The 23,460-nt window shown below is 50.2% G+C and carries 19 protein-coding genes and 2 rRNA genes (1 of these 21 running past the window's edge); 15 read left to right on the forward strand and 6 right to left on the reverse strand.

Annotated features, from left to right (window positions below):
• The 3 genes from ACJJH9_RS00275 to ACJJH9_RS00285 all read left to right on the forward strand — a co-directional run.
• Positions 1 to 2,715 (forward strand): 23S ribosomal RNA (locus ACJJH9_RS00275); it begins 166 nt to the left of the window's first position.
• A gap of 204 nt (positions 2,716 to 2,919) precedes the next feature.
• Positions 2,920 to 3,035, forward strand: a 5S ribosomal RNA gene (gene rrf / locus ACJJH9_RS00280).
• A gap of 808 nt (positions 3,036 to 3,843) precedes the next feature.
• Positions 3,844 to 4,842 (forward strand): YncE family protein, encoded by a 999-nt coding sequence (locus ACJJH9_RS00285; protein ID WP_444923919.1) that lies wholly within the window; start codon positions 3,844 to 3,846, stop codon positions 4,840 to 4,842.
• 33 nt (positions 4,843 to 4,875) lie between these two features.
• On the opposite strand, the gene ACJJH9_RS00290 is transcribed toward ACJJH9_RS00285, so the two are convergent.
• On the reverse strand, positions 4,876 to 5,397 hold the full coding sequence (locus ACJJH9_RS00290) for a GNAT family N-acetyltransferase (protein WP_444910770.1): 522 nt from the start codon (positions 5,395 to 5,397) through the stop codon (positions 4,876 to 4,878).
• A gap of 128 nt (positions 5,398 to 5,525) precedes the next feature.
• Complete coding sequence (dtd, locus tag ACJJH9_RS00295; protein ID WP_444899553.1) at positions 5,526 to 5,963, reverse strand: D-aminoacyl-tRNA deacylase; 438 nt, start codon at positions 5,961 to 5,963, stop codon at positions 5,526 to 5,528.
• A 62-nt stretch (positions 5,964 to 6,025) separates the two neighbouring features.
• Here dtd and ACJJH9_RS00300 point away from each other — a divergent pair, with 62 nt between their 5' ends.
• From ACJJH9_RS00300 to ACJJH9_RS00320, 5 genes are all read left to right on the forward strand, one after another.
• The gene (locus ACJJH9_RS00300) at positions 6,026 to 8,158 is read left to right on the forward strand and encodes a prolyl oligopeptidase family serine peptidase (protein WP_444923920.1); all 2,133 of its coding nucleotides are present in this window, start codon (positions 6,026 to 6,028) and stop codon (positions 8,156 to 8,158) included.
• A gap of 226 nt (positions 8,159 to 8,384) precedes the next feature.
• Positions 8,385 to 9,374: an SDR family oxidoreductase gene (locus tag ACJJH9_RS00305; protein ID WP_444923921.1), complete on the forward strand. Its 990-nt coding sequence runs from the start codon at positions 8,385 to 8,387 to the stop codon at positions 9,372 to 9,374.
• Positions 9,375 to 9,554: 180 nt separating this feature from the next.
• Positions 9,555 to 10,148, forward strand: coding sequence for a DNA-3-methyladenine glycosylase I (locus ACJJH9_RS00310; RefSeq protein ID WP_444887496.1), 594 nt, complete (start codon positions 9,555 to 9,557; stop codon positions 10,146 to 10,148).
• A gap of 75 nt (positions 10,149 to 10,223) precedes the next feature.
• Positions 10,224 to 11,069 carry a mechanosensitive ion channel family protein gene (locus ACJJH9_RS00315; RefSeq protein WP_444887495.1) on the forward strand — a complete coding sequence of 282 codons (846 nt, stop codon included), beginning with the start codon at positions 10,224 to 10,226 and terminating at the stop codon, positions 11,067 to 11,069.
• Positions 11,070 to 11,229: 160 nt separating this feature from the next.
• The gene (locus ACJJH9_RS00320) at positions 11,230 to 13,122 is read left to right on the forward strand and encodes a DUF885 domain-containing protein (RefSeq protein WP_444923922.1); all 1,893 of its coding nucleotides are present in this window, start codon (positions 11,230 to 11,232) and stop codon (positions 13,120 to 13,122) included.
• Between the two features lie 290 nt (positions 13,123 to 13,412).
• On the opposite strand, the gene ACJJH9_RS00325 is transcribed toward ACJJH9_RS00320, so the two are convergent.
• Entirely contained in the window at positions 13,413 to 14,630 is a 1,218-nt protein-coding gene (locus ACJJH9_RS00325; RefSeq protein ID WP_444923923.1) for a patatin-like phospholipase family protein, read from the reverse strand.
• Between the two features lie 211 nt (positions 14,631 to 14,841).
• On the opposite strand from ACJJH9_RS00325, the gene ACJJH9_RS00330 reads away from it, so the two are divergent.
• The 3 genes from ACJJH9_RS00330 to ACJJH9_RS00340 are packed head-to-tail and all read left to right on the forward strand — an operon-like array spanning position 14,842 to position 16,531.
• The gene (locus ACJJH9_RS00330; RefSeq protein WP_444923924.1) at positions 14,842 to 15,621 is read left to right on the forward strand and encodes a hypothetical protein; all 780 of its coding nucleotides are present in this window, start codon (positions 14,842 to 14,844) and stop codon (positions 15,619 to 15,621) included.
• 24 nt (positions 15,622 to 15,645) lie between these two features.
• Positions 15,646 to 15,777, forward strand: coding sequence for a hypothetical protein (locus tag ACJJH9_RS00335; protein ID WP_444923925.1), 132 nt, complete (start codon positions 15,646 to 15,648; stop codon positions 15,775 to 15,777).
• Complete coding sequence (locus tag ACJJH9_RS00340; protein ID WP_444923926.1) at positions 15,764 to 16,531, forward strand: VIT1/CCC1 transporter family protein; 768 nt, start codon at positions 15,764 to 15,766, stop codon at positions 16,529 to 16,531. Before ACJJH9_RS00335 ends, ACJJH9_RS00340 begins: the two co-directional genes overlap by 14 nt.
• Before the next feature lies 1 nt (position 16,532).
• Here ACJJH9_RS00340 and ACJJH9_RS00345 read toward each other — a convergent pair whose 3' ends face one another.
• On the reverse strand, positions 16,533 to 17,609 hold the full coding sequence (locus ACJJH9_RS00345; protein ID WP_444923927.1) for a GGDEF domain-containing protein: 1,077 nt from the start codon (positions 17,607 to 17,609) through the stop codon (positions 16,533 to 16,535).
• Between the two features lie 167 nt (positions 17,610 to 17,776).
• Between ACJJH9_RS00345 and ACJJH9_RS00350 the strand changes: the two genes are divergently transcribed.
• The 3 genes from ACJJH9_RS00350 (at position 17,777) to ACJJH9_RS00360 (ending at position 20,129) form a co-directional block, all read left to right on the forward strand.
• Positions 17,777 to 18,295 (forward strand): macro domain-containing protein, encoded by a 519-nt coding sequence (locus ACJJH9_RS00350; protein WP_252083731.1) that lies wholly within the window; start codon positions 17,777 to 17,779, stop codon positions 18,293 to 18,295.
• A gap of 148 nt (positions 18,296 to 18,443) precedes the next feature.
• Complete coding sequence (locus tag ACJJH9_RS00355; protein ID WP_444923928.1) at positions 18,444 to 19,418, forward strand: phenylacetaldoxime dehydratase family protein; 975 nt, start codon at positions 18,444 to 18,446, stop codon at positions 19,416 to 19,418.
• A gap of 84 nt (positions 19,419 to 19,502) precedes the next feature.
• Positions 19,503 to 20,129, forward strand: coding sequence for a class I SAM-dependent methyltransferase (locus ACJJH9_RS00360; protein WP_444883097.1), 627 nt, complete (start codon positions 19,503 to 19,505; stop codon positions 20,127 to 20,129).
• 93 nt (positions 20,130 to 20,222) lie between these two features.
• On the opposite strand, the gene ACJJH9_RS00365 is transcribed toward ACJJH9_RS00360, so the two are convergent.
• Positions 20,223 to 20,456, reverse strand: a complete 234-nt coding sequence (locus ACJJH9_RS00365) for a hypothetical protein (RefSeq protein ID WP_444923929.1) — start codon at positions 20,454 to 20,456, stop codon at positions 20,223 to 20,225.
• A 77-nt stretch (positions 20,457 to 20,533) separates the two neighbouring features.
• Here ACJJH9_RS00365 and ACJJH9_RS00370 point away from each other — a divergent pair, with 77 nt between their 5' ends.
• On the forward strand, positions 20,534 to 21,091 hold the full coding sequence (locus ACJJH9_RS00370; RefSeq protein WP_444923930.1) for a dienelactone hydrolase family protein: 558 nt from the start codon (positions 20,534 to 20,536) through the stop codon (positions 21,089 to 21,091).
• Positions 21,092 to 21,234: 143 nt separating this feature from the next.
• Here ACJJH9_RS00370 and ACJJH9_RS00375 read toward each other — a convergent pair whose 3' ends face one another.
• Positions 21,235 to 23,241 carry a glycosyl hydrolase family 18 protein gene (locus tag ACJJH9_RS00375; protein ID WP_444923931.1) on the reverse strand — a complete coding sequence of 669 codons (2,007 nt, stop codon included), beginning with the start codon at positions 23,239 to 23,241 and terminating at the stop codon, positions 21,235 to 21,237.
• Positions 23,242 to 23,460 lie beyond the last annotated feature (219 nt).

Consider the following 23,460-nt stretch of genomic DNA (forward strand, 5'->3'; position numbering starts at 1 on the left):
TTATGGAGGCGAACCCGGGGAACTGAAACATCTAAGTACCCGGAGGAAAAGAAATCAACCGAGATTCCCTGAGTAGCGGCGAGCGAAAGGGGATTAGCCCTTAAGCTCTTTATGTTTTAGTGGAAGGTTCTGGAAAGTACCGCGATACAGGGTGATAGCCCCGTACACGAAAAGGCATTTAGAGTGAAATCGAGTAGGTCGGGACACGTGTTATCTTGACTGAATATGGGGGGACCATCCTCCAAGGCTAAATACTCCCAGCTGACCGATAGTGAACCAGTACCGTGAGGGAAAGGCGAAAAGAACCCCGGAGAGGGGAGTGAAATAGAACCTGAAACCGTATACGTACAAGCAGTAGGAGCCCTTCGGGGTGACTGCGTACCTTTTGTATAATGGGTCAGCGACTTATTGTCTGTAGCAAGGTTAACCGCTTAGGGGAGCCGTAGAGAAATCGAGTCTTAATAGGGCGTTTAGTTGCAGGCAATAGACCCGAAACCCGGCGATCTATCCATGGGCAGGTTGAAGGTTGAGTAACATCAACTGGAGGACCGAACCCACTAATGTTGAAAAATTAGGGGATGACCTGTGGATCGGAGTGAAAGGCTAATCAAGCCGGGAGATAGCTGGTTCTCCTCGAAAGCTATTTAGGTAGCGCCTCGCGTCTCACCCTCGGGGGTAGAGCACTGTTTGGGCTAGGGGGTCATCCCGACTTACCAACCCCATGCAAACTCCGAATACCGAGGAGTGCAATCGCGGGAGACACACGGCGGGTGCTAACGTCCGTCGTGGAAAGGGAAACAACCCAGACCGCCAGCTAAGGTCCCAAATACCAGTTAAGTGGGAAACGATGTGGGAAGGCCCAGACAGCTAGGAGGTTGGCTTAGAAGCAGCCATCCTTTAAAGAAAGCGTAATAGCTCACTAGTCGAGTCGGCCTGCGCGGAAGATATACCGGGGCTAAAACTGGTAACCGAAGCTGCGGATGCTCTTAGGAGCATGGTAGAGGAGCGTTGTGTAAGCCGTTGAAGGTGGATCGGGAGGTCTGCTGGAGGTATCACAAGTGCGAATGCTGACATGAGTAACGACAAGGGAGGTGAAAAACCTCCCCGCCGGAAGACCAAGGGTTCCTGTCCAACGCTAATCGGGACAGGGTTAGTCGACCCCTAAGGCGAGGGCGAAAGCCGTAGTCGATGGGAAACAGGTTAATATTCCTGTACTCGCTATTGCTGCGACGGAGTGACGGAGAAGGCTAGGCCGGCATGGCGATTGGTTGTCCATGTTTAAGGTTGTAGGCTGGGGACTTAGGCAAATCCGGGTCCCTAAGGCTGAGAACTGATGACGAAGCCCACTTGTGGGTGAAGTGGTTGATGCCCTGCTTCCAGGAAAAACTTCTAAGCTTCAGGCAATAGTGAATCGTACTCTAAACCGACACAGGTGGTCAGGTAGAGAATACCAAGGCGCTTGAGAGAACTCTGGTGAAGGAACTAGGCAAAATGGTACCGTAACTTCGGGAGAAGGTACGCCGGTTTTGGTGATGGGACTTGCTCCCTAAGCTGAGGCCGGTCGAAGTGACCAGGTGGCTGCGACTGTTTATTAAAAACATAGCACTCTGCAAACTCGTAAGAGGACGTATAGGGTGTGACGCCTGCCCGGTGCCGGAAGGTTAATTGATGGGGTTAGCTTCGGCGAAGCTCTTGATCGAAGCCCCGGTAAACGGCGGCCGTAACTATAACGGTCCTAAGGTAGCGAAATTCCTTGTCGGGTAAGTTCCGACCTGCACGAATGGCGTAACGATGGCCACGCTGTCTCCACCAGAGACTCAGTGAAATTGAAATCGCTGTTAAGATGCAGTGTACCCGCGGCTAGACGGAAAGACCCCGTGAACCTTTACTACAGCTTTGCACTGAACTTTGAGCCTACTTGTGTAGGATAGGTGGGAGGCTTTGAAGCAGTAACGCTAGTTACTGTGGAGCCGTCCTTGAAATACCACCCTGGTATGTTTGAGGTTCTAACTCTGGTCCGTTATCCGGATCGAGGACAGTGTATGGTGGGTAGTTTGACTGGGGCGGTCTCCTCCCAAAGAGTAACGGAGGAGTACGAAGGTGCACTCAGCATGGTCGGAAATCATGCAATGAGCATAATGGTATAAGTGCGCTTGACTGCGAGACAGACATGTCGAGCAGGTACGAAAGTAGGTCATAGTGATCCGGTGGTTCTGTATGGAAGGGCCATCGCTCAACGGATAAAAGGTACTCCGGGGATAACAGGCTGATACCGCCCAAGAGTTCACATCGACGGCGGTGTTTGGCACCTCGATGTCGGCTCATCACATCCTGGGGCTGAAGCCGGTCCCAAGGGTATGGCTGTTCGCCATTTAAAGTGGTACGCGAGCTGGGTTTAGAACGTCGTGAGACAGTTCGGTCCCTATCTGCCGTGGGCGTTGGAAATTTGAGAAGAGTTGCTCCTAGTACGAGAGGACCGGAGTGAACGAACCTCTGGTGTTCGGGTTGTCACGCCAGTGGCATTGCCCGGTAGCTATGTTCGGACGGGATAACCGCTGAAAGCATCTAAGCGGGAAGCCTCCTTCAAGATTAGATTTCCCTGACTCCTTGAGAGTCCTAAAGGGCCGTGGAAGACTACCACGTTGATAGGCTGGGTGTGGAAGCGTTGTGAGGCGTTGAGCTAACCAGTACTAATTGCCCGTGCGGCTTGACCATACAACAGAGATGGTTACTAACGACTAGCTAAGCTAGCGGATTGTGGAATGAAAGACACACAATGATCGCTTGCGGTGTATTACTACAGATTGTTTTACCGACTTATTTGGGGTTATCGCCGGTCAGCAGACCGAGGCAAACAGCGATAACGCGGCAGGCTAAGCAAAATTGCTTATAAGACCAACGCCAACCCAAGCCAGTTTGCCTGACGACAATAGAGTTGTGGAACCACCTGATCCCTTGCCGAACTCAGAAGTGAAACGCAACATCGCCGATGGTAGTGTGGGGCTTCCCCATGTGAGAGTAGGTCATCGTCAGGCTTCTAATCCGAAAAGGGCCACCCAATAGGGTGGCCCTTTTTTTATGTACAAAAATATTGAATGCATAAAAAAATAAAAACAGAGAATAAAAAATAAAATTCAAAATACAGAAAAATAAAAAGCCCAATCGAATTTTTACTCGCAACACTCCCGCCGAAAAATCCAACTCGGAGAAATCCAATTAAAAAAAGCGCAGGCTCTAAAAAGCTCCGAAGAGCCTTCCCTCCTATAAATAAAGCACTTTCTTAAATTTTTTCTGTAAGGAAAAAATGGAAATACAAAAAAATAACGCGCTTTAGTTAATCTGCACCTCAAGCACCACCAAAAAAACACCTGAAATTAAAAAGTGCTCTTTAACCTAGAAAAATCATTGCGTTGAAAAAAACGGCGCAGAAATACTAATAAAAATACCGGTGATTTTTTGCACGTTTTAATGAACCTGTGCAACCACGGGGCCTGGCGCGGATATACCGCAGTTATGCACAAGTCTATCCAGACTTTCTGTTAATAACGCCAAGCGCTGGAAAGTGGATAAATGGCTGGTGTTTTTTTGCCCGTTGAAAAGAGCCCCGCGGAAACAGGGGCCTGAGCGTGGATATCCCTGAGTTATACACAGCTCTATCCATGGATTCTGTTAGTAATTAGCTCAAATAACACTAGATCTTATAAAACTATACAGTCAGAGCCTGTTTCTAGGCCCTAGCCAGAGGGTGTCTTGCACTTTTAACTATACTGACAGGTCATAGGCGCCTAAATAGTTGTGCCGTGTGAATAACTTGCAGTTGGGACCAAGTGGTGAGGTGCTCTAATGCGCTGGTCGATTCTTTCTAGCTTGATTCTCCTGAGCCTGTTTCTGGGTAGTTTCACTTTTGCGAGTACCCTAATAGTGGGCAATAAATATGAAGGGACAGTCAGCTTTATTGACTTGGAAAATGGGAAGGAAATCAAGCGAACGGAAACTGGTGGCTCTCCACATGAACTTATTTTGTCCCCGGATAAATCAAAGGTTGTGGTGGTTTCCTATTTGGAAGATGGCTACGTTGGCGAAGAGTTAAATGTCTTTGATGTGGCTACGGGCAAACGCTTGAGCATTATCGATATTAGCCCGCATATGGGCCCTCATGGAATTGCTTGGCTGGGAAGCGGTGATGACCTTATCGTGACCACGGAAGAAACTCATGATGTGATTAAAGTTGATACTGTCACGGGCAAGGTGCTCGGTTCTGTATCAACAGACCAGATAGGAAGTCACCTGCTGGCTTTATCTCCGGATACTAAAATTGCATATGTTACCAGTCGTGGTTCGGATACTTTCAGCGTGATCGATACGGACACTATGACCTTAAAAAAGACTCTTCCGGCTGGTGATGGTCCTGAGGCGGTATGGGTCAGTCCCGATGGGAAAGAGCTATGGATAGGTAATAATCGCTCAAAAAATATTTTTATCTTTGACACGGCTAGTTTAAAAAAGAAGGATGTCATTGATGTTGGTTACCTTCCCATTCGCATCAGTTTCCATCCAGAAGGGAAGCTGGTTGCAGTTGCGGATCTACAGGGAAACCGGGTGGTGATTTACGATGCGGCAACCCGCAAAGAGCTTAAGAGTATTGACTTAGGCGCTGCCTCTGCACGGGAACCGGCTTCACTACTCTTTACCCCCGATGGTAAGTATCTATATGCAGGATCACAGAGAGACGGGAAGGTGGTCGAAATAGATACCGGCAAATGGGAAATCAAGAGAATTTTTAAGGCTGGTCAGGGGGCTGATGGCTTGGAGTGGAGTCCGGTAACGATTCAGCCCGAGTAAATTCGATATAATATTTTTTAATGGTGGATGTTGTTAGAGGGCGACGGTGTAGATCATTAGATCCTGGGACTTTCCATCGATCGTAAGGTATGCGGGGATGGTGCTACTGTGGATTCCACCGGCCCGTCTTGCAACCGCAATGCTAGCGGTATTTTCAGAAAGGCAGTGTATTTTTATCTGGGCTACACCAGCTTGTCTTTTTAGTTCTTCGCAAATCCTCGCCACAACTTTCGCCATTACACCTTTGCCCTGGCAGTGAGCCGAGAGCCAGTAGCCAATTTCGGCACTCTTTTTTTTCTGATCAATTTCTTTGACACCGATTATTCCGGAGAGTTGGTCATTAAAAATGATCTTGTACCAGGCAGAGCCATTGTGTTTGCTATAAATACGCTGGCAAATATATTGTTTGGTCGACTCCATATCCTGTACAGACTTTGCCCAGTACAAATATTTTTCCAAAAGTGGGCGGTTATCTTCTATTAGATAAAAAAGCTCCTGGGAATCTTTCTCCTGTAGAAATTCCAGATAAATATCTTCTGTTACCGTTAACCGCATGCGGTTTTTCTCCTTGGTGGTGGAATCTCTCAAGTGAGACGATTTTATAAAAATGTAGTTTTTACTTAATAAGTTTACGAGGATTTGCCCCGGCACTTCAGACTTAGCGAATGAAACTCTTAAGGACTTTAGGTTTCCAGCATAAAGGTAACCGGGCCGTCATTGAGAAGAGACACCTGCATATCTGCGGCGAAGATTCCGCTGGCTACCGGTGTAAATTCGGCATTAGCACGCTCAAGAAAATAATCGTACAGGCCCTCGGCATGTTGTGGGCTGGCGCCGCGACTGAAGCTGGGTCGAAGGCCGCGTTCAGTTTCAGCGACTAGGGTAAACTGGCTTACGACAAGGAGCCCACCAGCGGCCTGTTGCACATTGTGGTTCATACGGCCGTTTTCATCGGGAAAAATCCGATAATTCAGTACCTTATGCAGTAATTTGTCTGCGCTTTCACGGTTGTCTTTAGACTCCACTCCCAACAGCAAGAGTATACCGTGCTCAATAGCACCCACCGACTGGCCAGACACGTCTACGCGGGCGTGGCTGACCCGTTGGATTAATCCTTTCATCTCAGACCTCTCTGTCTCTCTGGAACCCTGCGAGTAAATCGCCTAGATTAGCGGACTGATTCATGCAGAGAAACCGAGAATACCGTATGAAGAAACAGTTAATGGCACTCCTGGTTGGGGCTCTGGCCACAGCCGCTGTGCAGGCGGTGGAAACCTACCCCAAGAGTCAGACTATTGAGCACATAGATGAATACTTCGGTGTTGAGGTATCCGACCCCTTTCGTTGGATGGAGGATATGTCTAATGAAGAGGTTAAGGAGTGGGTCAAGGCACAGAACAAGCATGCGTTACCTCGCCTGAAGGATCTGCCAGGCTGGCAGAAGATCAACGATCGCCTCACTGAATTGTGGCGCTACGAGCGCTATGGCGTGCCCTATAAGAAAGGCGATAACTACTACTACGATTACAACAACGGCGACTGGGATCAGAACATTTTCTACCGTGCCGGGGAGCTTGCCCAGGATGGCAAGCCTATGCTGGACCCACGCAGCTTGAGTGAGGATGGCACCATCGCAGCGAAACGACTTAAGGTCAGCCCCAAGGGGCGTTACCTGGCCTATGGAATTTCGGATGGTGGCACGGACTGGACAGACTACCGTATTCGCGACTTAAAGACCGGCAAGGACCTAAAGGAGCAACTGACTGGGATCAAGTTCAGTGATGCCAGCTGGGCCCCAGATGAATCGGGCTTCTATTACAGTCGTTACCCATTCAACAAGGATGGCAGTGCCGATGATAGCAAGCAGGTCGCTGTCTATTTCCACCGCCTGGGAGACTCCCAGGAGCGCGACCAATTGGTATACCGTATTACCGATCATCCCACTCGTAACCCTGATGCCGAGGTAAGCGATGATGGCAATTATCTGCTGTTCACCATTTTCGATGGTTATGATTCCAACGGCTTTTACTATCGAGATTTACGCGATGACAGCGGCAAAGTCATCAAGCTGCTGGATGACTGGGATGGCCTCTATCAGTTTCTCGGTAATAAGGGCAGTACCTTCTTCTTCGAGACCAGTGCGGGCGCACCGCTGGGTCGGATAATTGCGATCGACCTGGAGAAGCCACAACGGAAATACTGGCGTGACCTAGTGCCGCAGGCAGGCAGCGCTCTGCAGAGTGCCAGCTATATTGGCGACCGATTCGTGCTGCACTATTTAAAAGATGCTAAGTCGCGAGTGCTGGTGACTGACACCAATGGTAAGAAGCAGTACGAGCTGAAATTGCCCGGCGTGGGCTCTGTGAAGGGTTTTTACGGTGAGCCGGATGAAGTGGAGACCTTTTATTCTTTCTCCAATTTCATTACCCCACCGAGTATTTATCACCTGAATGTGCAGACCGGTGAAAGCAAAATATTTAAGCAGCCGAAATACGCTGCAGACTTCTCTGACTTAACCGTGAGCCAGCACTTCTATAAGAGCAAAGACGGCACCCGTGTACCTTTATTCTTGGTGCATAAGAAGGGTATGAAGCGCGATGGCTCCAACCCCACACTGCTGTATGGTTATGGTGGTTTCAACTCCGCTCAGTTGCCGCGCTTTTACAACCGCTTTGTGGGTTGGTTGGATATGGGCGGTACCCTGGCGCTGGCCAACCTGCGTGGGGGTAGCGAGTACGGTGATGCCTGGCATCAGGCGGGTACCAAGACCCAGAAGCAGAATGTCTTCGATGACTTTATCGCCGCAGCCGAGTGGCTAATCGCGGAGAAAGTTACCTCTCCAGAGAAGCTGGGTATCAGTGGGCGCTCCAATGGTGGATTACTCGCCGGCGCGACCCTGGTGCAGCGTCCGGACTTGTTTGCCGCGGCACTGCCGGTAGTGGGTGTGCTCGATATGCTGCGTTACCACACCGCTTCCGCCAACGCACGCCAGTGGTCCAGTGACTACGGTCTGAGCGAAAACCGCGAGGAATTTAAGGCGTTGCATGCATACTCCCCGGTTCATAATACCCGTGAGGGCTCTTGCTACCCTGCCACCCTGATCACCACCGCCGATCGCGATGATCGTGTAGTGCCCTGGCACAGCTACAAGTTTGCGGCCGCCCTGCAGCGGGACCAGGGCTGTGAAAAGCCGATATGGCTCGCGGTGGAGACCCGGGCTGGCCACGGTGCCGGCAAGCCGGTGTGGATGCAGGTGGAGGATTTCGCCAACCAGTGGAGCTTCCTCGCCCACCAGCTGGGAATGAAAATCGAGTAACCTTTCCCATCGACTCAATGTGTAGATAGTGGGGGCCGTGTTGGTGCCCCCGTTCAGACACTGCGGATTGGGTTTAACCCTGGGGCTGCATCAGCAACAGTGTTGGTGCACAGCCCACCTTGTCGAGATTGTAGTACTGCCTGCGGTTTACCCTCCCGGGGTGCGGAAGTCTTGGCAGAGGCTATCACTGGGTATGAATAACAAAAAATAATCATCCGGTGGATCTATGAAACATGCATTTGTGACCGGGGGCAGCGGCTTCCTCGGTACCAACCTTGTCGAGCAACTGAAAGCCGATGGCTGGCGGGTAACCGCCATGCATCGCAAGACCTCCAACACAGAGAGGCTGCGCAACATGGAGGTGGAGCTGGTTGAGGCCTCCCTGAACGATTCAGACTCACTGCGCTCAGCTATTCCTGACGATGTCGATGCCCTTTTCCATATGGCGGCCAATACCAGTATGTGGCGCGGTGGCAATGCACAGCAGTGGAAGGACAATGTGGAGGGGGCGGCGAATATTGCAAAGGTTGCGAGGGAGAAAAATGTTGGCCGTATGATCGTGACCAGTTCGATCTCCGCCTACGGTTACCACAGGGATACGATCACCGAAGAAAGTGAAAAGCGTGCAGACGATCCCCGCCATCATTATCTGTATACCAAAAAGCGTGAAGAAATAGCGGTGCGCAAAGAGATTGACAAGGGATTGGATGCGGTATTTCTCAATCCTTGTGCAATCGTGGGGAAATTCGACACCAGTAGTTGGGCGCAGACATTTTTTCTAATCGATAAAAACCAATTGCCTGGCGTGCCGCCGGGTTGGGGGTCTTTCTGTCATGCCGGGGCGGTGGCTCGGGCGCATATTGAGGCGGTCGAAAAGGGTCGCTGTGGAGAGAATTATATCCTCGCCGGCACCGATGCCAGTTTTCTGGAATTTTTTGGCAAGATAGCCGAGCTGCTGCACAAGCCTGTGCCGAAGCGTACAACTCCCGCCTTCGTTATTCAGTCTATCGCCTGGTTCTCTGATGTATGGTCGCGTGTGAGTGGTAAGGAACCGGTAATTACCCCGGAAAAGGCCACCCTGGTGACACGCCGGGTTGTAGCTAGCAGCTCCAAGGCAGAACGCGAACTCGGTTATCAATCAGAGGTGACATTGGATGCCATGTTGTGCGAATGTCGCGATTGGTTAGTAGAGCAAAAATTATTGGAGATAAAGTGAATCGCAGTAATATTATTTTTATCCTGGTTTCCTTGTTGTTGGTTCTGCAGTTGATTCAGCACTATTTCTTTTCCGGAGCTCAATAGCGCTAGTCCTCTCCTTTTTGCTGGCTGTGCTCGGTATTGTTACCGAGCGCCGTCACTGCTTGAGATTAAGGAAAATAAATTTTAGGAACCTATTATGGAAGAGAAACGCTGTGGCTGGTGCCTGTCCACCCCGCTATATCAAAGCTACCACGATGAGGAATGGGGTCGCCCGGTAACCGATGAGGCCACCCTGTTTGAGTTTCTGCTGTTGGAGGGGGCCCAGGCCGGGTTGTCATGGATAACCGTATTAAATAAGCGGGAAAACTATCGCCGTCTTTTCGATAATTTCAATGCAGAAAAAATTGCGCGCTATACGCCGCGTAAGATTGAAAAGTTACTGCAGGACCCGGGGATCATACGCAACCGTCTCAAAGTGGAGTCTGCGGTTAAAAATGCCCGCGCAACTCTGGCACTGCGAGAGAAAGGGCAAACACTCTCTGACTTTCTCTGGCAATTTACCGACGGCAAGGTGATCGTGAATAAACCCCGTTCCCTCAAGCAGGTACCGGCCAGTACAGCGGAATCTGATGTAATGAGTAAAGCGCTTAAAAAAGCTGGCTTTAGTTTTGTTGGCTCTACCATTATGTACGCTCATATGCAGGCCACGGGGATGGTTAATGACCATTTGCACACTTGCCCTGCGCGTCAGCGCTGCCTGGATGAAGCCGAGGCGGCGGGACTACTTTAGAAAGTAAATAACCGCTGTGGTTAGTCGGTTCCGATCTTTATTATCAGCGCGTTTGCCAATGAACAGGAGGCCCCTATGAGTCTTGATGGTATTGGTGAAAGTTACTGGCCCCTTTTCACTGCTGGCTTTTTACGGATTGCGGCCGCAGTGCTGGTTATTGCAGTGACTCTGGGGGTGGGCCACTTGGCGCGAAGCGCTATAAATCGATTAACCAGCCGGCTCGATGCGACACTGGTGCCGGTGCTGCGCAATATTGCGACCTGGGCCATTTATATTGTCGGGGCGCTGGTGGTTCTGGATGTGTTTGGGATCAATACCACGAGTCTGATCGCCTTACTCGGTGCCACCGGTTTGGCGGTGGGACTGGCCTTAAAGGATACCCTGCAAAATATTGCGGCCGGTTTTATTTTGCTGAGTTTGCGCCCCTTTCGTGTCGGCGATGTGATTCAGTTTGGCCAGACCATGGGCACAGTGCGTCAGGTGGGTCTTTTTACCACTGCATTGGATACTAGCGATGGCCTGCGAATTACAGCACCGAACAGCACCATTTGGGGACAGACTCTCACCAATTACAGCCACAATCAGACTCGTCGTGTCGAAATAGTGGCGAGCATCGCCTACGGAGACGATATCGAGGCGGGTATACAAGTATTGCGCCGACTAGTGGCAGATGAACCGCGAATTCTATCGGAGCCGCAGCCGAGCTTCGCGGTTCGCGCACTGGGGGATAGTGCGGTGAACCTGCAAGTTCGGATTTGGACACCGACTGTTGAGTACTGGGATGTCTATTGGACTCTCATGAAGCGCTTGAAACCCGCCCTGGAGGGCGCGGGTTTAACGATCCCCTTCCCCCAGCGGGAGCTGCATATTGTGCAGAAGCCCGAGTGGCCCGATCCCAGCTCCCCCGAGACGAAGACATAACACAGAGTCCCAATGGTCCGCCATCTTAGGCGGAATCCTCACAAGACTGCTCGTCTCGACGCGCAGATATAGCGTTTGAAAGAGCCTGAATCGACAGTTCAAAGATTTCGTGTCAAAGTTAGCGGCGTTTTTTTGTACAACTTTTGACCGAGATAGGAAAATGCCGATTAAGCTGAACAACCCTTTGATCCCCAGCCTGCTGGCTGTCGCTATCCTTGCGGGCTGTCAGGGCGAAAAGAGCGCTCAAGCAGGAGCGAATGCCGACAAAGCTCAAAGTGCCGTTGCCGAGGCCCCTGTAACCGTTGATGCGGTGGCTGAGACCAAGCGTCTGACCGAATGGCTGGATGCGCGTTACGAAGAGCAGCTGCAGTTCAGCCCCATGCAGCTGTCCTATCTCGGCCGCAAGGAGCAGTACGACCAGATCGACGATATGAGCGAAGCCGCTGAGGCGCGCCAGCTGGCCTGGATGGAAAAGGCCGTTGCAGAGCTGAAGAAGAACTTCGACTACGACAAGCTGAGTCAAGAAGGGAAAACGTCCTACGATATCTGGGTTTACCAGTTTGATCAGGCCAAAGCCGCCGAGCCCTTTAAGCGCCATGGCTATATTTTCGAGCAGATGGGCGGCGTGCAGTCGCAACTGCCCAACTTTCTGCTGAACTTCCACAAGGTGGACAATATCGAGGATATGCAGGCGTATATCGCCCGTATCGGCGGTATTTCCCGGGCTATCAATCAGCTGCGCGAGCGCGCTGAGCAGTCTGCCAAAGAGGGCATTCGCCCACCGCGCTTCGCTTACGAGGGCGCGATCGAGCAGTCCAGCAAGCTGATCGACGGTGCTCCCTTCACCGATGGTGAGGACGCCCCCCTATGGGCCGGAGCCAAAGGCAAAGTCGCTGAACTGTTGGAAGCCGGCAAGATTGACCAGAAGCAGGCCGATAAGCTGACCGCAGACGCGCGCAAGGCCCTGGAGATTGAGTTCCTGCCAGCCTATAAGACCCTGATTACCTGGCTGGAGAAAGATGTGCAGAAGGCCTCTGCAGAGCCTCAGGGTGCCAGCAGTCTGCCGAATGGTATGGCCTACTATAACCAGCGCCTGGCAAATACCACCACTACCAGCCTGACCGCCGATGAAATCCACAATATCGGCCTGAAGGAAGTAGCGCGTATTCGCAGCGAGATGGAGACCATCAAGAAGCAGGTGGGCTACGAGGGCAACCTGCAGGAGTTCTTCACCTTTATCCGTGAAGATGGCCAGTTCTACTACCCCAATACTGACGAAGGCCGCCAGGGTTACCTGGATGATTCCACGGCTTTCCTCGACGACATCACCAAGAAACTGCCGGACTACTTCGGCCTGCTGCCCAAGGCGGAGCTGGTGGTTAAGCGGGTGGAATCTTTCCGCGAGCAGGATGGTGGTGCTCAGCACTACTACCCGGGCACTCCAGACGGTTCTCGCCCTGGCATCTACTATGCGCACCTGTCTGACATGAGCGCCTACTCCACGACCGATATGGAAACTGTGGCTTACCACGAGGGCAACCCCGGCCACCATATGCAGATTTCCATCGCGCAGGAACTGGAGGATATCCCACAGTTTCGTACCCAGGCGCACTTCACCGTATATGTCGAAGGCTGGGCCCTGTACTCTGAGAAACTGGCTAAGGAGATGGGTGCATTCGAGGACCCCTACAACCTGTTTGGCCATCTGACCGCAGAAATGTGGCGCGCTATCCGCTTGGTAGTGGATACCGGCATGCATGCCAAGGGTTGGAGCGAGGAGCAGGCGGTAGAATACTTCCTGGAAAACTCCGCGATTCCTGAAACAGCCGTGCGCTCCGAAGTACGCCGCTATCTGGTGTGGCCGGGTCAGGCTACCGCCTACAAGATCGGGATGCTGAAGATTCAGGAGCTGCGCAAGCAGGCCGAGGAGCAGCTGGGCGACAAATTCGATATCCGCGGTTTCCACGACACCGTATTGGGTGGCGGTGCACTGCCGGTACCAGTCTTGGAGAGCCGAGTGACTGCTTGGGTGGACTCAATTAAGAGCGCTTAAAAGCTAACTTGGTTGTTGAATTAAAGCCGGGCAAAGCCCGGCTTTTTTTATGAGGGTGACTCTTACCTTCCCCGTTTTTTAATTTTTTGGCCAAAGAGAAAAAATTAAAGCTCTCATTGTTCATTAAACCTTAAGAGTGCATCGGAACTGCTGGGTAAATTTTCAAGCCAAAACCGTTGGGAAAATTTGATAATAAACTATATGGGGTGGTAGGAGTTAAAGAATTTTTTTCCCATAATTATTAGGTTGACTTAAGATTTTCTCAGCTTTTTAGTTTTTTAAGATAGACGTTAATCCATGCGGCTGAGGTGTCGGATAATGTTTCTTATGCTGCATTTATTCTCGTTAATTAATTTTTCTGAATAATATTTTAGGTGATGCAACAGGTCATAGTCGAATATGCCCACGAAAGGCTGGTCAATATCCACGTTGAGAAAATCGTATTCGATACGCCCCTTTTGGGAAAGAATTTTGGCAATCTCTAGAGTGTAAAGTTGGTTTTTATCCATAGAGCGCTGCATGTTGGTAAAAGCATCATGAGCCCAGTGAATGCGTCCCCATTTTCTCAGCGAGTGGTACTTCATACTTGAGCTTAGTAGTTTTGGATATCCAGAGCACAAGACCAGTATGTAGTATTTTTTTTCTGGGAAGTCATGAATAATGTCTCTCAGAATTAAACTAGACGGGTTGTTTATAGCTATAGCCGCATCTGCAAATACACAACAAATATCCTTTTCTTTATCTGCTGGGTAAATTCTGAAGGAAGATTGAACGTTGGACTTCATCGATTCAAAAGAGACTGGAGGAAAAGCCGTCTCGGCACTAGCAGCAGCTGTAACCAGTTGGTATAGGCTATTAGTGGGTAAATCTAGAGCCGCATCTCCTCGATTTTTGAATAAAAATATTTCTCCGCTATCTATGTTTAACGTTGGAATAATAACGTAGTTATCTAAATCATTAAATTTTAGATCTTTTGTATAGTATTTTTCCATGATCTCATGTAGGCGTCTGCCGAAATAGGCTGGTGAGAAGAGCCCAGCCCCAGTGAGCAGCTTGTGATACCAGGGGGATTTAAAGATATAAGTCGTTTCATCTTTATAAATATTGATTAGGTAGTCTAGGTGAGAAATATTCTTGCCATAGTGGTCTGGAATAGCAGTACCTGGGATGTTGATTCCAGTTGTTATAACGGCTCCAGTGGATACTCCGGCAAAAACATCAAATACTTCATTAATCGGTTTTCCTAGGTTTTTCTCGATATATTGCAGGACATAGAGGGGGATAAGTCCGCGAACGCCCCCACCCGTAATGATTAGTACTTTGATTGTGTCTTTATCTTGTAGATGATCTAAGTTTCTAACAAATCTTTTTGAGATAAATTCTCTGTTAAAGGTGACTGACTGAGGAAAGCATTTGTTATAAATATAGGCCGTAAGGGCGTAAGCTCCAGATAAAGCTGTTAAGGTGAAGAATAGCTTTTTTGTTAGCTGACCGGCTAGTTTCAACATAAAAAGAAACCATGTTTGTTCAGTAACTAGTCCTTAAGCAATGCACCTTTCTCACCGCGAAAACTATTGTAATGTAAAATTTATACCTAATTTGAAAATCGTTTGGTTTTGATTTATATGGCCCCAAAGAGGAGAATGTCTTTTGATATCACCTGTTGGAAGTAAGGTGTCTAGCTTATGGAAGGAATTAGAACTTAAAAAAAGGCTGAGTATGAAAAAAATTATTATTATTTTATGTTTTTTAATTGCCCAATTAGTTGCTGTTCCACTTTGGGCCAAGACGGATACTAAGGTGGTTTCTACCGAAATTACCGTGCGTGCCAAAGCCAAGGATGCCAAATTTATCGGTTCCTCCATTGGGGGTGCCATGGTCATTATCCGTGCGGCAGATACTGGGGAAATTCTCGCACAGGGCCTGACTCAGGGGAGCACCGGCGATACTGGTAAGATCATGAAGACCCCACGTGAGCGCTATGTGCCTATCGCCGAGGGGGCCGCTAAATTCACCGCTAATCTGGATATTAGTGAGCCAGTTTTTCTTACCATTGAGGTGCTGGCCCCCTACATTAAAAAGCAGGCCCGCGTGGTGGCGCAGACCCAGACCTGGTTGGTGCCCGGCAAGCCTATTGGTGGCGAGGGCTTGATTGTGGAAATCCCCGGCATGGTGGTGGACCTGCTCAGTCCTCAGACTCACCTTTACACCGGTTTGGATAAGAGTCCATTCGAGATTCGCGCCAATGTGGTGATGATGTGTGGCTGTTCCTTCACCGATGGTGGCTTATGGGATGGCAGCAAGATTGAAGTCACTGCGATAGTGAAGCGAAATGGAGGCGAATTTGCCACAGTGCCACTGAAAATCCAGGACACTATGAATACCTTTAGTGCGCCCTTCGCCACAGATTTACCCGGTGTCTACGAAATTCTGGTTTACGCTTATGACGCTAAAACCGGAAATACCGGTGTCGATAGGGGCAGTTTTATCGTGAAATAAACTGGATTGGCCGGGGCCAAGGCAATGAGCGGAAATCGGATAGGGGACTATGAGGTGTTTATGCGCGGTATGGATACGCGAGTCCCCGGCTTTTATAGCTCCGCTGTAAACCCCGGTCAGGTGCTCCTGCTGGGCCTCTGCTATGACGGGGCGTGAGCAAAAGGGAGCGATGTCCCGGCGCGAGCTGCTTGAGGAGCACCGCCCAGAGCGGATCCACGCCCGCCTGGGGCGAGAGCCGAAATCTCAACGGGTCTCCGATTTTGTTCTGGGGGCCATCGATGGCTGCGTTACCACCTTTGCCATAGTGGCCGGTGCCTTCGGCGCGGGTTTTTCCGAGTCGGTGGTGTTGGTCATGGGGTTCGCCAACCTGATTGCGGATGGCTTCAGTATGGCGGTGAGCAATTACGAGGCCGTCAGCGTGGAGCGTGAACAAGCTGCGGCGGCCACACGTATCGAACGCGAGCATATCGCACTGGTACCCGAGGGAGAGCGAGAGGAGATTCGCCAGATATTCCATCGCAAGGGATTTCGCGGGCAGGTGCTGGACGAGATCGTCACTACCATTACCGCCAATCGCCAGCTATGGATTGAGACCATGTTGGCGGAGGAATACGGTATCAGCCGCACCAAACGCAAACCTCTGGGCAGTGCTTTGGTGACCTTCTTCGCATTTATTGGCATGGGTACCGTGCCGCTGTTGCCCTACCTTCTCTCGCCACTGAACTCTTCACAACAGTTCTACAGCAGCGTTATTCTGGCGGCTTTAACCTTCTTTGCCATCGGTCTGTGCAAGGGCCTGGTATTCTCCCAAAAGGTTTGGATGGCGGGCTTCAAGACCCTGGTATTTGGTGGCGGTGCCGCCGCGCTGGCATTCGCTGTAGGCTTCTTCCTGCGCGACCTTATCACTTGACCTAGGCGGCTACTACTCGGTTGCGGCCGCTGTTCTTTGCCCGGTACATACGCTTGTCTGCCTCCGCCAGCAGTTGGTTGTGAGGGTTGCCGCTCCCCTCTACCACGCCAAAACTGATGGAAACTTTTACCGGCTGTACGTAGCGGCGGCTCAGGGCCTCGACCTTGCGACGCAGTTTTTCTGCCAGCACCCTGCCGCCGCGCACATCGGTATTGGGCAACAGCAACAGAAATTCCTCTCCGCCCCAGCGTGCAACAACATCCTCTGTGCGGGTGTTTTCCCCGAGGATTTTCGCTACGTCCTGCAAGATGCGGTCGCCAAAGCCGTGGCCGTAGGTATCGTTAATGCTTTTAAAGTTGTCCAGGTCGCCAATCAGTATCACGTAGCGGCCCTGTAACTCCTTGTTGCGCCGTTCCATATCGTGGATAGCCCGGTAGGCCTCTCGGCGGTTCGCCAGCCCGGTGAGAGCATCGGTGGAGGCGCTTTTTTCCAGTTCACCGGTGAGGCGTTCGAGTAGCTGTTGGGTGTGGTGGCGACTGCTGTCGAGTAGTGCGGTGAGAGCGGTAAGAGCGCCAAAGACCGCAATAAAACGTGCGCGATAGGCGGTGTCATATTCCGCCTTCAGGCCGGGGAAATCCGGGTAGAAAAGAGCCGTAGCGGTGACTAGGCCGATGGCGATCAGCGCCACTGTGCCGGTCTTATAGCCGTATAAATTGATAAATCCTGGCACCAACATCACCGCCCACATTAGGCCAGTGTTGTTAACCCCGCCGGATAACAGCAGATAAAAGTAGAGTACCAATAAAAGAATGCCTACCAGTAGCGGTGTTTTTTGGCTGGGGCCCATCACATTGATGGTGACATAGGAGCAGAGTATCACTACTGCGGCGGCGGAAAGGGTCGTGGCCTGCAGAATATCGGCGGCGCTCAGGGCAATAACCGCCATGGCACCGGTTACTGCCATGGCAAAAATTAACATGTAGGAGGAGGCCATGATACGGCGGCGCAGGTCGATGCGCTCCAGCTCCGCCACCGGTGTGCCTAGTGCGGTGTGATGCTTGTTATACCCTGAGTTCATAGTCGTCTCTGTTCCTGTACAGACTCCAACTTCCGTCGGTCGTAAGCGCGATTACTGTCACTTATTTCACCGGCAGAGTGAAGCTGCGCCGAGTATAGGAGGATTCGCCCGATGACCAAAGCCGCGAGCTACAGTATCTGTAAAGCAAACGTTAGAACTGAGAAACCGTGACACAAATTCATCTGACTTGGGGCAATATCCTGACATTACGTGGGGACGCACTGGTGTGCCCCGCGCACAAACATCTTATTCGCGGGCGCGGCCTTTCGGCGCAGATTTATGCACAGGGTGGCGTTGAGCTTGCGACTCAGTGTGGTAGGCAACTTAAATGTGCCGTAGGTGAGGCGCGGCTAACTAATGCCTACCATCTGCCGGTGGATTATCTGCTGCACACGGTTACGCCGCAGTGGAGCAGTGGTGATCAATGGGGCGCTTTGGCCATTGGCCAGCTACGGCGCTGTTATGAGAGTGTATTGTGCCTTGCGAGGGAGAAGGGGTTGAAGCGTATTCTCTTTCCCGCATTGGGTGCGGGTACCAATCGATTTCCCCATGCCATTTCCGCACACCAGGCCCTGGAAGTTCTCAATGAGTATTCCGGTGAATTTGATCAACTGACGGTTTGTTTACATTCTCCCGCCGCTCTTGGAGAGTGGGAGAGGGTTGAGCGGCGTTTCTACACGGTGTGAGATTACCTGATCACAAAAGTGTACTTTCGTGCTTATTTAGTAAGGGCTAATTAGGCCTTTTCACAATGCCCTTGAAGAAGGCTGAAGAAGTTGTTCCTTAACTAGAAGTTAGGCACTTACAAAGCTGAGCGCGAGGAGAGAATAAAGCTTGAAAAATCGCCCCGTGAATTTCAAGCCTCCCTACCCCGCATGGGAGCTAGAGCTTCCCTCTAACCATTGGTATGTCCAGTGCCAGGTTGGCTTACAGTTTGCGAGTGGACAACGTGACGATTCGCTATTCCGATTGTTGGCCAGGTTTTTATCCAGTGCTAAAGGCTTGCTGCACATTGAGCGGGCGGGACACATCGATGTTCAGGGAGCTTATAACGATATTGCTATAGCCTATTGGGACAACGATGAATCAATGGGGAAATGGCTTGGGGAAGAAGCTACTGAGTTACGGGAAATTATTCAGAGTAAGTCGGGATTTTGGTATGAGGCGTTAGCCGCTCCACGCTCACACTTTGAAGTATCTTCCTCCACACCTGTGGCTGACTGGGGGATTTTTCGCCACTTTGATATTTGTGAGCAGCATGAACACGCTTACTGGGGTGCGATGCGGGATCGAATTAGTGCGGCGGAGAATGATGGGCTTCCGGGCCAACTGCAAACCCTGCGGGCAATACCGGTTGGGAAACAGTCAGATACAGAAATATCTCTTCCCGGTAATTTATGTATGATTCGTACAGTTCAAGGGTACTCGGCAGCCAGTTCCGCGGAGCGGCATGCCTACCGGGAATCTCTGTGTTCCGAGTATGAACAGGGGGTGCATTATTTGCAGTTAAACCCAATAGAATCGCGCTGTCTTAGTGCTCGCCTGTTAAATGATGAGCATCCTGCACTGGGCAGGCCGGACACTGAAACTATTGCTTGGTTTGCATCCCTGGCGGATTTGGAAAACTGGGTACATCACCACCCTACCCATAAAGCTATTTATGCGGCTGCGCAGTGTTATGCGAGTCGCTTCGCCTCTGGGATGCAACTTTTGTTGAGTCACGAAGTGGCAGTAGTGCCGCATGGCAAGGGGCGGGCTTTTTATCAGGGCTGCCATCCTGATACAGGGTTGAAGCGTTTTCTCAAGTAAAAGTAAAGTGTATCTGTAGCTCTCAGAAAAGTGATATAGACACCTTAAAATAAAAGCAGTGAAGTTATTTTAATGTGTTATTGCATGGCAATTAAGTCGGTTCCATACGAAATTGATGACATTATTCGCAAGGTATATAAATACTCTGATTTGGGTAATTATCTCGATGAGGAGAATCGTTTTCTAAGAAATCTGGTTTCCGAGGGATCAACGCTTATAGATTTTGGTTGCGGTAATGGTCGTCATCTCAGGCTATTAAACGATCGTCTTGAACTCGGATTGGGAATAGATAATGACCATGGGCATATTGCGAGTGCACGAAATTTGAGTAAAGGAATAAGAAACCTCCAATTTTTACTTGCAGATGCCAAGACATTTACATCGGAGCGTAGGTACTCTATCGCCATATCTATGTATAACACGGTTGGTAATATTTACCCAGCGAGTAGAGTCATCGAAGTAATGCAGAGTGTATGCCAGCGTAAAGGGAAATTGATTGTCAGCGTTTTCTCAGAACAATCTATCGAAGAAAGAGTGGTGTTTTATCAGAAAATTGGTTTTGGTATAAAGCGGGTATCAGAGAATTCCATTCTGACAGACAAAGGTGTGGAGTCCTCTCATTATAGCAGGGTACAACTTTCTAAGTTGATTCCTGAGGCTGAAATTATACCCTGTAGCAAATTTGGATGGCTGGCGGTTAAGTCAGTTTAAATGAATTTGTTGATCGATTATCTCTTGTTAGATATTTCTTGCTACTGGGTTTTTAACCATATAACCGTACACTTTGTTAAAAAGTTTGTGCATCTAAAACTCGAAATTATCAACACCTTCAAGGGATTTATGACTGGCATGGTCTTCAATTGATAAGTCGGTCATATCCCAAAATCCTGTGGCTACTAGGGTGGCTTCCCCAGAGGACTTTATTTCTTTTCTGGATGATACAAGCTCTAGAAGGAGGTCATTTTCGAGTTTTTTAGCATGGTGAATAGCGAGTACCTTTGATTCTTTGTTGCTTTCATTAAATTTAAGTATCTTCATGGGGTTTAGTTTTAATTTATTGTTGTCAGGAAGGCAGCTGCCTCGGAAATTGTAAAAACTACAAGGTATTAATGTTAATGAAGGTAATTGTTGTTTCTGATATTTGGGGGCGGACAGAAGCCTTGGACGCCCTTTGTTTGCGAACTTTTGAGGATTATACAATCCTGGATCCATACTCCGGTAGTGAGATGAACTTTGAGATCGAGGGGGATGCATATAAATATTTTATCAACGAATGCGGCCTGGAAAGGTACTATTCCTATGTAAGCAGTTACATTAAAGAGCAGCGTTATAGTTATAATCTGCTGGGATTTAGTGTGGGAGCAACAGTCGCTTGGATGTTAGCCTGTAGTGATCAAGCTGAATTTATTAAAAAAACAGCCTGCTTCTATGGTTCCAGGGTTCGCTATCTTCTCAATGAGAGGCCAACCCGAAGTGTAGACTTTTTTCTGGCAAATAAAGAGCCCTCCTTTAATGTTTTGGAGTTCTCCCGCGAACTCTCCAATATACCGATGGTGACTTTACATAAAACACGGTTTTCTCATGGATTTATGAATAGTTGTTCTGAAAATTTTAATCCTGAAGCTTACAGGCACTACCGTGATTGGCTGAAAAGCTGGGCTAATGGTGCCTAGGCAACAGAGTGCGGAGAAGAAAAGGGTTGGAAGCTGAGGTCTGAAAAGGGAGGGCTAAGAAAAAAGGTCTGAATATTTTATGTAAAAAATAAAAGGACCCGAAGGCCCTTTTATTTCCTGGAAAAGTAAAATCTTAAAGATATTTACTGACAGGAGCTCGCTTTCCAGTACTGCGGCGCTGCAGCCGGAGACCACCAGTTCGGTCCGAAGGTAGAGACGTATACCTGGCCTTCGAAAGTTACCTTATCGCCAACTTCGTAGCCGGCATCACCCGCGTAGGGCTGCTGGAACACTGGGCAGGAATCTGCCGAGCCCTCATCGCCATTGTCGCCATCAGAATTTCCGTCTGTGTTGTCACCGGAACCGTTATCTGTATTGTCGCCAGATCCATTATCGGTGCCGCTGTTATCGCCTGACCCTGTACCGGAATCGTTGCCAGAGTCGCCGCCGCTTGTTTGACAGGTGGTTTCATTCCACAGCGATGGTGCCGCACTCGGAGACCACCAGTTTGGCGCATGAGTGGATTCGTAGGCGACACCTTCGAAGACAACAACATCACCGACCGCATAGCCTGGATCGCCAGCATAGGGTTGCTCAAACGCTTCGCAGGCAGAGTTTCCGGTGCTGCCGCTATCGCCAGTGTCTCCAGTATTTCCTGTGTTGCCGCTATCGCCGGTGTCACCCGTATCTCCGGTGTCCCCGGTATTACCAGTATCCCCAGTGTCGCCGGTATTTCCAGTATCACCCGTGTCGCCAGTACTTCCAGTGTCTCCGTTGCCATCATTCCCAGAGCTCGATCCGCCTTGCCCGAAGACCTCCAGCGCCGCATCCAGAAGTGGGTACTGGTATTGGTTATTCTCGCGCAGCATACCGCCCCGGAGCTGCCAGATCATTACACCGCCCAGGTCTTGCTCGACCACGTAACGAGACCGCTCGGCGATTGAGGTAGTGTCCTCGAAGGAAATGAAGCCGCCATCCGGGAACCACCCATAGTGAGTGACTGCTTCTGGGTCGTAGGCGGTCTGGAATGATGCATCGCTCTGCATTTTCTCAACGATCTGGTAGTAACGCGTCTCGGTGTCGGAACCCCAGTGAGCGACATCCTGCCCCGATGCGGCTTCGCCGATCGCGGTGGCGCCGGCGACACTGCGGCCGTAGTGGGACATGCCCAGGATGATTTTTTCTGACGGGATATTGCCTTCAGTCATCCACATATTGCGGCAGCTGTCCGCGTCGAAGCCCTCATTGACTTGGCCGGCATAGGGGTAAAGTGGCGAGGTGTGCTGGGCTACTGAATCCCAGTCGCCACCGAAGTCGTAGGTCATCAGGTTGACGTAGTCGAGCGTTGCACCGACCTCGGCGAAATCGTAGCCTTCTTGTGCAATCGATTGGCCGCAAGCGACGGCGGCGGTTAGCTCCAAGCGCTTGCCGGTCTCGGCTTCGACTTCATCGAAGCGCGCACGCAGCTCCTTCAGTAGTGTGGTGAAATTTTCTTTGTCGATCGAACGGCCACCGTTGGGTGCATAGCCCGGATATTCGAAGTCGAGGTCGAGTCCATCGAAGTCCCAGTCGGTTAGCAGGGTTACCGCATTTTCGATAAAGGCCGCACGTGTGTTGGCGCTTTCCATCATCTCAGAGACTTTATGGGAGAGAGTCCAGCCACCTACGGAGAGAATCGCCTTGGCACCATCGTCGTGTACCGACTTTACGAAACCGGATTCGTGATCGTTCCAGCTCTGGCAGACTGCGTCCTGCTTGCTTGCATCGTACTGGCTGTAGGGATGCCAGAACGGCGGTGAGCACTTGACCGGACCATTGCCGGCGCCGCCGGAGAAAGATTGAGCCCCCATTCCGTAAAAGACATAGGGATCAGTAAAGTAGATGGTGCCCTCTTCGTCATTCCAGGCAAAGGCGTATTGCACATGGGTCAGTTTGGAAAAATCCACATTGTCGTGGGTGAAGGAGGAGTCGGCCCAATACTCCCAGTCGGCCCAGTAAGCGGAAACACGTTTGGTCTCCTGAGCGCTGACATTGGCACTCAACACGAGCGCCGCAGCAAGTGTTGCTACTTTTTTAAATCCGAGTCCGCGCTCATTGCGGCCCCCCTCCAACATCCCTGTTCGATCCTGAGATTGCAGGAAAGAAAACATTACAGTGACCTCCCATGGGCCTTAATTACGATGAAACTTAGCGTTATAGAACTAAACTTTATAGTTGAGGAAATTGGAAAAAAACCGGGGGATAAAAGTTCCATCTGAAACTGAGAGTACCATCGTGACTAACTCATTTTTCCCGATAAATTGTGCAAGAAAAGTGAAAGAATCAAGATGTAAACCGCTTTTTACAGGATAAAATCAGTTTCTATGGCA

The sequence above is a fragment of the Microbulbifer mixtoriginis (SeqCode) genome, assembly GCF_052466715.1.